General features: G+C 68.1%; 7 protein-coding genes. 5 read left to right on the forward strand and 2 right to left on the reverse strand.

Translation table 11 applies throughout. From position 1 onward, the window contains the following. Positions 1 to 191 precede the first annotated feature (191 nt). Entirely contained in the window at positions 192 to 1,139 is a 948-nt protein-coding gene (locus DM194_RS15495) for a replication initiator protein A (protein ID WP_111068448.1), read from the reverse strand. 1,063 nt (positions 1,140 to 2,202) lie between these two features. Here DM194_RS15495 and DM194_RS15505 point away from each other — a divergent pair. Both DM194_RS15505 and DM194_RS29155 read left to right on the forward strand, forming a co-directional pair. Beyond that, entirely contained in the window at positions 2,203 to 3,057 is an 855-nt protein-coding gene (locus tag DM194_RS15505) for a helix-turn-helix domain-containing protein (protein ID WP_246024345.1), read from the forward strand. Next, a complete protein-coding gene (locus tag DM194_RS29155) occupies positions 2,993 to 4,030 on the forward strand; it encodes a hypothetical protein (protein WP_425457287.1) in 1,038 nt (345 codons plus the stop codon). Before DM194_RS15505 ends, DM194_RS29155 begins: the two co-directional genes overlap by 65 nt. A gap of 322 nt (positions 4,031 to 4,352) precedes the next feature. On the opposite strand, the gene DM194_RS15515 is transcribed toward DM194_RS29155, so the two are convergent. Beyond that, on the reverse strand, positions 4,353 to 9,182 hold the full coding sequence (locus DM194_RS15515; RefSeq protein WP_111068450.1) for an NAD-glutamate dehydrogenase: 4,830 nt from the start codon (positions 9,180 to 9,182) through the stop codon (positions 4,353 to 4,355). Positions 9,183 to 9,921: 739 nt separating this feature from the next. Between DM194_RS15515 and pyk the strand changes: the two genes are divergently transcribed. The 3 genes from pyk (at position 9,922) to DM194_RS15530 (ending at position 13,211) form a co-directional block, all read left to right on the forward strand. Continuing rightward, a complete protein-coding gene (pyk, locus tag DM194_RS15520; protein WP_111068451.1) occupies positions 9,922 to 11,421 on the forward strand; it encodes a pyruvate kinase in 1,500 nt (499 codons plus the stop codon). Between the two features lie 95 nt (positions 11,422 to 11,516). Beyond that, a complete protein-coding gene (locus DM194_RS15525; protein ID WP_176581437.1) occupies positions 11,517 to 11,771 on the forward strand; it encodes a hypothetical protein in 255 nt (84 codons plus the stop codon). Between the two features lie 738 nt (positions 11,772 to 12,509). Further along, the gene (locus DM194_RS15530) at positions 12,510 to 13,211 is read left to right on the forward strand and encodes a hypothetical protein (protein ID WP_111068452.1); all 702 of its coding nucleotides are present in this window, start codon (positions 12,510 to 12,512) and stop codon (positions 13,209 to 13,211) included. The last annotated feature ends 26 nt before the right edge of the window (positions 13,212 to 13,237 follow it).

Here is a 13,237-nt window from a genome sequence, read left to right on the forward strand (position 1 = left end):
GCGGCGACCCTACCAAGTCGTCGCCACTCCGGCAACGGGTGTCTACCGAAGGAGTGGGGGAAGGAGCATCTGGTCTTGGCTTCCAGGCGAAGCCCCTCTCCCGCAAGGGGAGAAGGGCATCCGGAACACAACGTCGCCCCCAGTATCCCCGGTTGCGACCGGTCTGACGAGGTGATGGAAGGGGAGGGCGATCACACCGTCTCGTCGTATTCCACCTTCGGAACGTCGATCCAGTTCTCGGGCTGGCCCTGGTCCTTCTTCCAGAACAGCACCGGCAGGTCGGCGTTCAGCACGCGGCCCAGAACGGCACCGCGCGCCTTCATCGTCTCCTTGTACTCCGCCGTCTCGACGATTCGCACGCCATAGCCGGGGATGCGGTCGGCGGCCAGGACCGGACCCAGCGCGTTCTTGAACTTGCGCAGGTCGTTGTCGGAACCGACGCGCTTGCGCAGCGGCTCCAGCGCCATCCAGAAGGCATGGCCGCGGGCGAGGTGGGCGCGCGCGATCTCGTAAAGCCGCTTTTCCACCGGCTTCAGCGCGAAATACTGGTCGTCGTAGCTCAGCAGATTATGGCCGAGCGCCGCGCGGGTGACCCAGCCCGACAGGGTCAGCTTCAGCCCGCGCACCGCGCGCTCGCCGTCCTTCTTGCGCTGGTAGAGCAGCTTGTAGTCGGAAATCCACGAGAAGGCGCCGCTTTCGCCCTCCCCGCCGGTTTCCAGGTTGGTCTTGATCTGCGTGCCCTGCAGCCGTTCCAGCGCCCCTTCGATCTTGTCATAGGCGCTGCCGCCGGCGGTCTTGCCGACGATGCGCTGGAGATCGCTGGTGGTGAAATGAAGCTCGCCCAGCTTGGCCGGGCCCTTGCCGGATTCCATCTTCTCGCGCAGCAGGGAGATGGCGTAGAGCAGCACCGCCTTGTCCCAGATGGTGGCGACGCCGACATTCTTCGGCGCCCGCACCTCGATCCGCACCTTGCCGTCGTCATAGGTCGGCAGCGATTCCGCCTTGTCCTTCGACAGGCCGAACAGGCTGTAGACCATCATGTGGCGGTCGTTCTGGACATCGCCGGTCAGCGGTGAATCGAGCCGCAGAGCCAATTGCAGCGGCCGGTCGAGCAGCTCGGCGTTGGTGGTCTGTGACATGCGATCTCTCCGCGGGTGCTGTGCGGCTTCAAATGGGCTGCTGCCATAATCCACAAGCCCGCGCTCCTGTTCCACCGCTCCGGCGCAAACGTCGCCGTTCTGCCGAAAGATTCCCGCGAGCGGCGCGATTTGCCGGGGCGAATGTCGCCGTTCTGCCAGTTTTCCCGATCGGGGCCGGCGGGAGGCGGGAGGCGTGCGTCGGAGGGCTGTCATCCGGCAGGGGGCGGCATCAACGTCTGCGTTCTGCCGTGGGCGGGGGTATCGGAGCGAGAGGGTGCTTACATAAGTGATTGTTTTTTATATATTATTTCAGTGCATTGCTGCCCCGGTCAGGGTCGGAATGCCCCCGGGACGCCCCTCGACTGGCAGAACGGCGACGTTCGGACGATCCGCCGGAAGGCCGATTCCCGCCCGATTCTCCGCCGATTCTGGCCGGCCGGTGGTGGGGTGGGGGAGGGGAGAGCTCCATTATTCGGCAGAACGGCGACATTCGGAGCCGGGATTCGGCAGGCAGGAAGCTCCCAACCTCAAGAATCTTTCGGCACAACGGCGACGTTTGGACCCGAATCTTTCGGCACAACGGCGACACCCGCGGCCGGACAGCCGACGGCATGCCGCGACAAGTGATTGATTCCCCCCGAAGAATCCCGCCGACGCCCTTTGCGATGTCGCTGATGTGCCAGTTTCCGAAGACCGTGGACAGACGCGCGACGCCACGTACACATTTCAAAAAACGGGCGAAAACCGCCCTCACGCCATCACCCTGCGTCCATGCCAGTTCCTGGCCGACGCCACGGGCCAGTGTGAATCCTGGCATCTTGAAGGAGAGCACCATGACGTAACGGAGGACCGACCTCCGCAAACACAAAAGGCCCGGATTGCTCCGGGCCCTTCGTGTCGGACGGAGGAGACCGAGGGAAACCCGGGCACCCCACATCTGGCGGTTTGGCGACTCCATGATGGCAGGGCAGGCCCACCAAGCCAAGCGGATTCATGGCGAGTCCGTTGACGCTCTCCCTTTGTCTCCGCCCGTCCACGGATCGACCGACAGACGGGTGTCTCAATGAAGCCATACATCGACATGTACAGGCGCTGGATTGCCGTGCCCGGCATCCAGGCCGCCGACATCGCGGTGTTGTCCGCGCTCTATGCCCATGCCGACCGCGACGGTGTCTGCACCGCCACGCAAGGCGAGCTGGCGGAGGAGCTCGGGCAAAGCCGCGCCTGGTTCAATGCCGTGCTGAAGGGCCTGCAGGAGCCGCCGGCGGCGCTGGTCTGCGCCCAGCCGCGGCGTGGGCTGCGCGGTTTCGCCTATCGGCTGATGGGAATGGAGGGCGTCACCGCCGGCATGTCCTGTCAGCCGGCTGACACCGGCGGTTCGCCGGCCGGCTTCTCCTTGGAATCCCAGAATCCTGAATCCTCCTCCTCCCAATCGGACGGAGATTTGGCAGGCAGGGAGATTGGACGGCGGGATGGGGCTTTGCCGGCCGATTGGCGGCCGGATGCCGCCGACCTCGCCTGGGCGGCGCAGGAGCGGCCGGAGGTCGATGCCGGCCGGGTGAGCGCCAAGTTCGTGGCCTGGTGCCGCAAGGCGCATGCCCGCAACGGCTATTGCCCGCCGGATCCGGGGGCCGCATGGCGGCGCTGGATACTCCGCGAACTGGTCGCTCCGGCCGATGCGTCCGCCGATCCAGCCGTCCAGCGGTCCGCCCTCAAACGCCCTGACGTCAGGCCGTCCGCCGCCGAAGCGTCGCTCTCCAGCCCGTCCGCCCTTCGCAACCACCGCCGGGAGCCCCGCCATGATCGCCGTTCCATCCTTCCCCGCAGCGGATCCGCGCCCGATGTCTCGTCCAATGCCGCCGTCCGCAACCGCGAAACCCTCGCTGCCCTGCGCCTTCGCCTCGCTGGCCAGTCTTGAGGTCGCCGACCTGCGGTTCGAGACGCAGGATCTGTCGCCCGCCGAGATCGGCGCCCTCGCCGACCGGGTGGAGCAGGCGATCGGGACGCTGACGCCGCCGATCGGTATCGAGAATGTGCTGATCGGGCTGGAAAAGCTGGCCGACCGCTTCGCTCTGGAACTGCCGGACGCCGAACTGCTGGAGGCGGATGTGCGGGCGATGGCCGATTGGCCGGCGGACCGCTGGATGGCGGCCTTCGATGCGGTCTGGGCGAATTTCCGCAGCGGCTGGAGCCGCTTCCCGACCCTGGGCGACTTCCGCGACGCGCTGGCCAGCCTGCCGGCGATGGCGGAGAGCCGTGCGGCCGAGGATCTGCGGCGTCTGGCCTCGCGCCTGCGCCAGGAGCAGGGCCTGCGCGCCCGCACCGAGGAGCAGCGCCGCCGTGTCCGTGCCCGCGAAGCGGCCTTGGCCGAGCGGCAGCGGGAACTGGCGCGCTGCCGGCTGGCGGATGGGACGGCGACGGGGAAGGGCCCGGATCCGGCCGCCGGTGACGATGGCCGGCGCCCGCAACAGCCCCTTCAACAGCTTCCCCAGGAGCCGGTATCAGCCGGCGGGGAGCCAGTCCGGCTTCAGCCCCTCCTTCCAGGCGAAGCGGACCAGATGGTCGTCCACCACCGCCCTGACGCGGGCCAGCGCCTCGGCGTCGGCCCCCTCGCAACGCAGGGTCAGGATGCCGTCCGCCGCCGTCATCGTGCAGCGTCCCCAGGGGAATTGGGCCTCGCCGGCGGCGGCGTCGTAGCGCACCGCGATCTTGTGGGCGAAATGCTTGCAGAGCTGCTGCAGGTACCGGCTGGCAAGGGCCGTCGGAACAATGGCCGTTTCGGTCAGCAAGAGTGCGCTCCCTATGGTGGTCCGCCATCGGTTCGGAGCCTGGCCATGGCGTCGGGAGGAACGGGCCGTCTTTTCGCCGTCGGCAGTCCGCTCCGATCATAGCGGCCGAGGCACGATGGTATTAGATAATGCGACGCATTCGCAATGCTGTTCGCACAGCCGCGGCCCTGCGCCGTCTCCTGCGGCGGTTGAGTCCGGGCGCGGATCGCTGTGCGTGGAAGTTGCTTTCGAGGAGGAAAGCGGGGCGGAAAAGAAAATGGGCGGATCCGCGGTCAAGCGGATCCGCCCGAGGCGAGGAGACCGAAAGCCGGCGCCTGAACGTGCCTGCAAAGGCACCGGCGTTCCGGCGGCCCGGCTGCGCGGGGAAGCGCGACCGGACCGTCCGAACCGAGCGTCTCCTATCCCGTTTGGCCCTGCCGCCGGGTCATCCCGCGATCAGGCCGCGCAGCTGCCGGTTGGCGACCGCCAGCATGGCGAGGTCGACCGCCGGCTGGGCCCGCAGCTCGGCAAGCAATTGCTCGACGCGATCCACCACCAGACTGCGGCTGGCGATCCAGGCATCGACCGCGGCGGACTCGTCGCCCTCGCTTTCCAGCACGCGCACGGTCAGCGCGCTCTGGTGGGCGAACAGGTCGTCGATGATCGCGGCGACCGCCTGACGCTGCCAGTGGTTGTCGACCTTGGCGCCGTCGGCGCGATCGCGCAGCCATTCCAGGCCGAAGCGGCGGCCCAGCCCGAAATAGACCGAGGCGACGCCTTCCACCGCGCGGCCGGTGCGCTCGGCGATCCGCACCAGATCCGGGGCGGCGGCCAGCACCGGCAAGGCGGCGACCCGACGGGCCAGATCCTCCGGCACGCCCTGTGCGGTGGCATCGGCGACGCGGGCGGCGAGGCGGGAGGATTCCTCGGCATCCAGGACGCGGTCCAGCCCGGCGGCCAGGGTTTCCACGCCCGGACGGAAGGCGGCGGACTCCCGGCCCAGATCCAGCGGATGCGGGCTGTGCGCCAGGAACCAGGCGACCGCGCGGTCCATCAGACGGACCGTCTCCAGCATCAGCGTGGTCTGCAGGGCGGCCGGGACGGTATTGTCCAGACCGTCGATGGCATCCCACAGCGGGCGAAGCTGGAACACGTCGCGGGTGATGGCATAGGCGCGGGCGACGTCCGCCGGGCCGAGGCCGGTCTTCTCCACCATGTCGCGGACGAAGGTCGGGCCGACGCGGTTGACCAGGCTGTTGGTGACGGCGGAGGCGATGATCTCGCGGCGCAGGCGGTGGCGGAAGATCGCCTCGCGGTGGCCGTCGCGCAGCGGCTGCGGGAAGTAGCGCAGCAGATCCTCGACCGTCGCCGGATCGTCCGGCAGCTCGGACGCCAGCAGGTCGTCGTACAGCGTGATCTTGGCGTAGGCCAGCAGCACCGCCAGCTCCGGCCGGGTCAGGCCGCGCCGCTCGGCCATGCGCTGGGCCAGCTCCTCGTCGGTCGGCAGATACTCGATGGCGCGGTTCAGCCGGCCGCTGCGCTCCAGGTTGCGGATGAAGCGGCCCTGCGCCTCCAGCAGGGTGGCGCCTTGCGCCTCGGCGAGGGTCAGCGCGCCGGTCTGCCGGTAGTTGTCGGCCAGAACCAGACCGGCCACCTCGTCGGTCATCGCCGACAGCAGGGTGTCGCGCTGCTTCAGCGTCATGTCGCCCCGCGCCATGACGTCGCCCAGCAGGATCTTGATGTTCACCTCATGGTCGGAGGTGTCGACGCCGGCCGAATTGTCGATGGCGTCGGTGTTCAGCCGCACGCCCTTGCCGTCGCGGCCCTTCTGCGCCGCTTCGATGCGGCCGCGCTGTGTGACGCCCAGATTGGCGCCTTCGCCGATCACCCTGGCGCGGATCTGGCCGCCGTCGACGCGCAGCGCGTCGTTGGCCTTGTCGCCGGCCTCGGCATTTGTCTCCGTCGATGCCTTGATGTAGGTGCCGATGCCGCCGAACCACAGCAGATCGACCTCCGCCGTCAGCAGGCGGCGCATCAGCTCGGTCGGCGACAGGTGGGTCTGCTCGATGCCGAAGCGGGCGCGGACCTCCGGCGACAGCTCGACCGTCTTGGCGCTGCGCTCGATGATCATGGCGCCGCTGGACATCCGGCTGCGGTCGTAGTCCGCCCAGGAGGAGCGGGGCAGGGCGAACAGCCGTTTGCGTTCCTCCCAGCTGGTTTCGGCGTCGGGATCGGGATCGAGGAAGATGTGACGGTGGTCGAAGGCGGCCAGCAGGCGGATGTGTTTCGACAGCAGCATGCCGTTGCCGAACACGTCGCCCGACATGTCGCCGACGCCGACCACGGTGAAGTCGGTGGTCTGGATGTCGGTGCCCATCTCGCGGAAATGGCGCTTCACCGATTCCCAGGCGCCGCGGGCGGTGATGCCCATCGCCTTGTGGTCGTAGCCGGCCGAGCCGCCCGACGCGAAGGCGTCGCCCAGCCAGAAGCCGTGATCGACCGACACCCCGTTGGCGATGTCGGAGAAGGTGGCCGTGCCCTTGTCGGCGGCGACCACCAGATAGGGATCGTCGGCGTCGTGGCGCACCACGTCCTTCGGCGGCACGACGGAGCCGTCGGCGGCCAGATTGTCGGTGATGTCCAGCAGGCCGCGCATCAGGGTCTTGTAGCACTCGATCCCTTCGGCGAGCGCCGCCTCGCGGCCGGCGCCGGGGGGCGGGGGCCGCTTGACGACGAAGCCGCCCTTGGAACCCACCGGCACGATGACGGTGTTCTTCACCATCTGCGCCTTCATCAGCCCGAGGATCTCGGTGCGGAAATCCTCGCGCCGGTCGGACCAGCGGATGCCGCCGCGGGCGACCTTGCCGCCGCGCAGATGGACGCCTTCCATGCGCGGGCTGTAGACGAACACCTCCACCCACGGGCGGGGCAGCGGCAGCTCTTCGATCGACCCGCTGTCCAGTTTGAAGGACAGATGCGGCTTCGCCGTGCCGTCGGCGGCGGTCTGATAGGCGTTGGTGCGCAGCGTGGCGCGGATCAGGTTGGCGAAGCGGCGCAGGATGCGGTCGTCGTCCAGGTTGGTGACGGCGTCCAGCGCGTCGTCGATCTGCTTCAGGACGGGCGCCTCGTCCGCGGGATTGGCCGGATCGAAGCGGGCGGCGAAGAGACGGGACAGCAGGCGGGCGATCTGCGGATGGCCGGACAGCGTCGCCTCGATGGTATCCTGGGCGTAGGCGAAGCGGGCCTGTTTCAGGTACTTGGCATAGGCGCGCAGCACCGTGACCTCGCGGCCCGCCAGCCCGGCGCGCAGCACCAGACGGTTGAAGCCGTCATCCTCCATCCGGCCGTCCCAGACGTCGGCGAAGGCCTCCTGGAAGGTCTGCTTGACCTTGACGCAATCCACCGGCTGGCCGGTCTGGGTGCGGGCGGAGAAGTCGTGGATCCAGACCGAGTGGGCGCCGCCGGCCGGGCGGACCTCGTAGGGCTGCTCGGTGATGACCTTCAGGTCCATGTGCTCCAGCATCGGCAGCACGTCGGACAGCGGCACCGGCCGGCCCTGGTGGTAGATCTTGACGTGCAGCTCGTCGCCGTCCGCCTCCAGCGGGTGGAACAGCACGATGCCGAGGCGCTGTTCGGAGAGCGCGCGTTCGATGCGGTCGATGTCGTGCACCGCGGTTTCCGCCGTGAAGGTCTCGCGGTAGCCGGCCGGGAAGGCGTCGGCATAGCGGCGCAGGCGGGCGTTGCCGATCTCCTCGCCATGCGCCTCGACCAGGGCGTCGCGCAGCCGGTCGGCCCAGCTGCGGGAGACCTGGACCAGCCGCGCCTCGATCTCGCTGATGTCGACCGGCGGGATTTTGCCCGGCTCCGTCTTCACCATCAGGTGCAGGCGGGCGAGCGCGCTGTCCGACAGCTGGGTGAAGTAGGAGGCGCAGCTGCCGTGGAAGGCCGTCTCCAGCACGCCCTGGATCTTGCGGCGGAGCGCCGTGTCGTAGCGGTCGCGCGGCACGAAGACCAGGGCGGAGACGAAGCGTTCGAACGGATCGCGGCGGACGAACAGGGCCAGCCGCTGGCGTTCCTGCAGGTGCAGGATGCCGACCGCCGTCTCGAACAGCTCGTCGGACGGGGTCTGGAACAGCTCGTCGCGCGGGTAGGTCTCCAGGATGTTCAGCAGCGCCTTGCCGTCATGGCCCGACGGATCGAAGCCGGCGCGGCCCATGACGCGGGCGACCTTGCGGCGCAGGAACGGGATCTCGCGCGGGCTGCGGTTGTAGGCGACGGAGGTGAACAGGCCGACCGTCAGCGTGATGCCCAGGACATTGCCCTGGCCGTCGAAGCGCTTGACCAGAATGGCGTCCAGCGGAACCGAGCGGTGGACGGTTGCCTTGCGGGTGCCCTTGGTCACCAGCAGGGCGCGCGGCTGGTGCAGGAAGGCGCGGATTTCGGCGGGCAGCACGGCGGCGTGGCCGTGTTCGTCGAAGACGGTGATTTCCGGGTCGCGCAGCACGCCCAGCCCGCTGCCATCGACCAGCTCCAGCCAGGGTTCGCGCCCGTCGCCGCCGATGGCGGCGGTGTAGAGGCGGCTGCCCAGCAGGGTCATGTTGCCGTCGTCGATCCAAGTCAGGAAGTCGGCGGCTTCCCTGGATTCCTCGGCGTCGGGGGCGTGGGCGATGTCGTCGCGCGCGGCGCGGACGCGCGCGCGCATCGGGTTCCAGTCCTCCACCGCGGCGCGGACATCGGCCAGCACCCGTTCGATCCCCTCGCGCAGGCGGGCCTGGGCGTCCGGATCCGACAGCGGGTCGATGGAGCAGTGCATGAAGGATTCGTCGCGCGCGCCCTCGCGCTCTTCACCCGGTTCGAGGAGTTCGACGATGCGGCCCTCGGCGTCGCGGACGACGCGGGTGACCGGGTGGATGACGAGGTGGACGGTGACGCCCTGCCGGTTCAGCTCCGCCGTGACGGAATCGACCAGGAAGGGCATGTCGTCGTTGACGATCTCCACCACCGAGCGCTCGGCCTGCCAGCCATGCTCGTCGAGCCGCGGCGCATAGACCCGGACCTTGGGCTTGCCGGGCGTGCGCTGCTGCGCCCATTGCCACATCGCCAGGGCGGCGCCGTAAAGCTGCTCCGGCGTGCCGCGCAGCAGGTCGTCGGGGGGCACGTTGGCGTAGAAGCGCTTGACGAAGCGCTCCGCCCGCGCGTTCGGAACCCGGCTGCGCACCAGTTCGGCCAGTTGCTGCCGCAAGTCGCCCGCCAGATCCTTCGTCGCCGTCCGCATGATGGTGGATGTCTCCTCTCGGGTATTCTTTGGATTGGTAGTACCAAACCCGTTTCGACAATTCGACGGCTAATAAACGGCAGGATTTCTGACCAACCGGCGATCCGCACCCCTTTCGGGTTATTTCTCCAAAGATTCTCATAACCTGGTGACATGTTCGCCGAATTTATCAATAGCCCGTTCACATTCCCGCCACCTCCCTGTCATCATCGCCACCGCGGCAAAGGCGCACAGCGCCCTTCCGCCGCATCTCCCGGTGGTCGCGGCGGGCTTGCGGGCGCAGGCAAGCCGAATCGATTCGGAGCAATCGGCCTTCCGCCGGCAAATCCGTGGAAACCCTGGAAAATGGCGTCGCGAGAAGGTCAGCGGGGCTGACTGAACGGCGGTTCCGGTCTCCATCGGGCTGTTTTGCGACAGGGTATCGACGGGATGGCCCGCGGGCGCGGAAGGATTGGAAAGCCGCGCAGGCGCACAGGTGCAAACTTGCGGGACTGTGTGCGTTTCCCGATGGCCCCGCACCATTCTGTCCGCCATCGCCGCCTTCGCCGGGATGACCGTCGATATGGGATGTTCTTGGCTTCGGGGGGCATCAAATCTGTAAGTCGGCGCCCATGCGCTCAGGCGGGGATCCAGGCTTGGCCGCCGGCTTCGCCCGGGAAACGCGCCGCCGTCCCGGCGATGACGCCGCCTACGTGCCGTGCCGCATTCCGCCACGCCCCTTTTACAGGAGCAACCGACCATGGCCACTCTCCACAGCAGCCCGTCATCCCTTCCGCCGCGCCGGCGCAAGACCAAGATCGTGGCGACCCTGGGACCGTCCAGTTCGACGCCGGAGCGCATCCGCGAGCTGTTCGTCGCCGGGGTCGACGTCTTCCGCCTGAATTTCAGCCACGGCAGCCAGGCGGACCATGGCGAGCGGCTGCGGGCGATCCGCGGGATCGAGCAGGAATTCGACCGCCCCATCGCGATCATGGCCGACCTGCAGGGACCGAAGCTGCGGCTCGCCACCTTCCGTGACGGGTCGATCTCCCTCAGCCCGGGACAGGCGCTGCGGCTGGACCTGTCGCCCGAACCGGGTGACGGGACGCGTGTCGGCATGCCGCATCCGGAGGTCTTCGCCGCCCTCCATCCGGGCGCCGAGCTTCTGCTCGACGACGGGCGGGTTCGGCTCGGCGTCACCACCTGCGGGTCCGATCACGCCGATACGGTCGTGGTCAGCGGCACCGGCCTGTCGGATCGCAAGGGGGTGAACGTGCCGGGCGTCGTGCTGCCGCTGTCGCCGCTGACCCCGAAGGACCGCCTGGATCTGAATTTCGCATTGGAGCAGCAGGTGGATTGGATCGCGCTCAGCTTCGTGCAGCGGCCGGAGGATCTGGCCGAGGCGCGCCGGCTGATCGGCGGGCGTGCCGCGCTGCTGTCGAAGTTGGAAAAGCCGCAGGCGATCGAGCATCTCGAACTGATCGTCGAATTGTCGGACGGCGTGATGGTCGCGCGCGGCGATCTCGGCGTCGAGATGCCGCCGGAGGATGTCCCGGTCCTTCAGAAGCGGATCGTTGGCGAAGCCCGTCTTGCCGGCAAGCCGGTGATCGTCGCCACCCAGATGCTGGAATCGATGGTGGGCGCCCCGGCGCCGACCCGTGCCGAGGCGTCGGACGTGGCGACGGCGGTCTATGACGGCGCCGACGCCGTCATGCTGTCGGCCGAAACCGCGTCGGGCGAGTATCCGGTGGAAGCGGTGTCGATCATGGACCGCATCACGCAGCGCGTCGAAGCCGACCCGCTTTACCGCAGGATCGTCGAATCCCAGCATCCGGGCCTGCAGGATACCTCCGCCGACGCCATCACCGCGGCGGCCGACCAGGTTGCCAGGACGATCCATGCGGCGGCGATCGTGACCTACACCACCTCCGGCCTGACGACCCTGCGCGCCAGCCGGGAAAGGCCGGAAGTGCCGGTCCTTTGCCTGACGACGAAGCTGGATACGGCGCGCCGCATGCAGCTCGCCTACGGCGTTCACAGCCTCCATGCGCACGATGTCGGCACCTTCGCCGGGATGGTGCAGAAGGCCGTCCGCTATGCCCATGCCAGCGGGCTTGCCCAGGAAGGCCAGCGCGTCGTCATCACCGCCGGCGTGCCCTTCGGGGTTCCGGGCAACACCAACACGCTGCGGATCGCCTGGGTGGAGCGGCCGTCGCAGGACGCCGCGATGCAGCGCGAGATTGCGGAGAGCCTTTCGTGAGCGGCGCCTGTTGTGACGGACGGCCGCATGGTTCAAGCTGATCGCGGCACAAGAGGCCGGTCGAAAGAGGCCCGACGGGAAGGGGAGGACGCAGCATGGCCCTGCCGGATCGCGACGACACCGGACCCGCCGGCGGGAAAGCCCCGCCGTCCGGGGTGGACCGCCGGCTGCTGGCGGCGGCGCTGGCCCTGGCGCTGCTGACCCTGCTGGCGGTGCTGGACCAGTATCGGCCGACCCCGGGCTCGGCGCCGCCGGTCGACTGGCGCCTGCCCGGGGTGGAACCGCCGCAGACGGTGCCGATGGCGAAGGCGCCCGGCCTGCGCCGGGACGAGCTGCTGGGGGCGGACTGACCGGGTCAGCCGGCCGGGAGCCCGCCAACGGGGTTCGGGAAGCCCTGCCCACACCGGCGGTATAATAGAGCCACTAAATTGTACGTGAAGCGAACTTGACCGCGCCGTCCGTCCGGCGCATGATGGCGGTCGTGAAGGATGGTGCCGAAAATGCATTGTTCCCACGATGCCGACCGGCTTGACCGCCGGCCGGAACCACGGCTGGAGTTCCAGAGGCAACACCCTGCGGCCGCCGACATGCGCGCCGTCACATGACCTGTTGCCCGTCCGGCTGAGCGGCGGCGGAGCCATACCCGGGTGGCTCCGCCGCCGATTGTTTTTTGGGCTTCGGCCCCCGGCGGCCTCACTCCCGTCCGAACCCGGCCATCCTCCTGCCTTATTCCTGTCACGTCCTGTCGCCCCTCTTTGGCGCTTCACGACGTGGTCGATGTAAAATGGATCTAACCAAATTGATTACCACTTGCGTAAAAAGCGCGGGGAGCGTTCCGCTGCATTCGCTCGAAATTCAAACGAAACTTCGCAAAATATTGGTAGGCTATCGCAAAATGGGGGTATCCGCTGTGGCTTTAACGCGCCATTAACCAGGATGGACTGAGTTTATGGTCATCAGACGCGGTCAACTCCAACCCAGACGCGAAGTGAACTTTGCGGTTAGATGGAAATGACCGGTATCCTGTTATTGACGCTATAGCCGACCATCTCGTGTTTGTCCCTCAAGTGTTTGAAAGGCTCGCCCCCATGACCGTGCCGGCAGTCCTCCGCGATGTGGCGCAGTTCGGCGCCTACGCCGCCGGCCGGGGCCGACATGCGGGCCTGCTGGCCGCGGTCCTGCTGCTGGCCGGCTGCCCGGCCAACACGATCGGACCGGGATGGGGCGGACCCGACATGTCGGCCGCCAACCCGAACGCCCGCCTGGCTTCCCCGCCTGTCCCCAGGCAGAAGCCGGTCCGCAAGATTGCCGACGCCGCATCGCCGGCGCCGAACCTGCCGATGCCGCAGCCGGGTCCGCCGGTGACGGACGGCGATCTGGCGGTGGCCGGCACCGACGCCAACACCGCCGCCCAGCTGGCGGCCATCGATCCCCGGACGGGAAACCCCTCTGCCATGGGGCTGTCCGCGGGCCAGACGCCCAACCCTCCCGCAACCACCAACGCCGACCCCGACAGTCTTGTCGGGCTGGACGAAGTCCAGACGCTCAAACTCCTGGGGTCCCCTGTTGCAAGGGAAGAGGCGCCTCCCGCCAAGATCTGGCGGTATTCCAAGGGTGACTGCACTCTTAAAGTCTTCTTCTTCATGGATATGACCTCGTCCCAGGACTTCCGCGCCCTCTCCTACGATATGAAGAGCAGCCAAAATGTCCCTGACGCCGACCACCGATGCTTCGCCCAACTCCTCGCTCACGCTGACGCCGGGCGCACTGCCCACCCCGGGATTCAGTAAGGCAGAGTCGAACAAGGGAATGTCCG

The organism is Azospirillum ramasamyi (assembly GCF_003233655.1).
Taxonomy (GTDB): domain Bacteria; phylum Pseudomonadota; class Alphaproteobacteria; order Azospirillales; family Azospirillaceae; genus Azospirillum; species Azospirillum ramasamyi.

Excerpts from the sequence above, each read along its gene's own strand:
- DM194_RS15495 (WP_111068448.1), bottom strand. The coding sequence starts at position 1,139 with ATGTCACAGACCACCAACGCCGAGCTGCTCGACCGGCCGCTGCAATTG.
- DM194_RS15515 (WP_111068450.1), bottom strand. The coding sequence starts at position 9,182 with ATGCGGACGGCGACGAAGGATCTGGCGGGCGACTTGCGGCAGCAACTG.
- DM194_RS15530 (WP_111068452.1), top strand. The coding sequence starts at position 12,510 with ATGACCGTGCCGGCAGTCCTCCGCGATGTGGCGCAGTTCGGCGCCTAC.
- pyk (WP_111068451.1), top strand. The coding sequence starts at position 9,922 with ATGGCCACTCTCCACAGCAGCCCGTCATCCCTTCCGCCGCGCCGGCGC.
- DM194_RS15525 (WP_176581437.1), top strand. The coding sequence starts at position 11,517 with ATGGCCCTGCCGGATCGCGACGACACCGGACCCGCCGGCGGGAAAGCC.
- DM194_RS29155 (WP_425457287.1), top strand. The coding sequence starts at position 2,993 with ATGCCGCCGTCCGCAACCGCGAAACCCTCGCTGCCCTGCGCCTTCGCC.
- DM194_RS15505 (WP_246024345.1), top strand. The coding sequence starts at position 2,203 with ATGAAGCCATACATCGACATGTACAGGCGCTGGATTGCCGTGCCCGGC.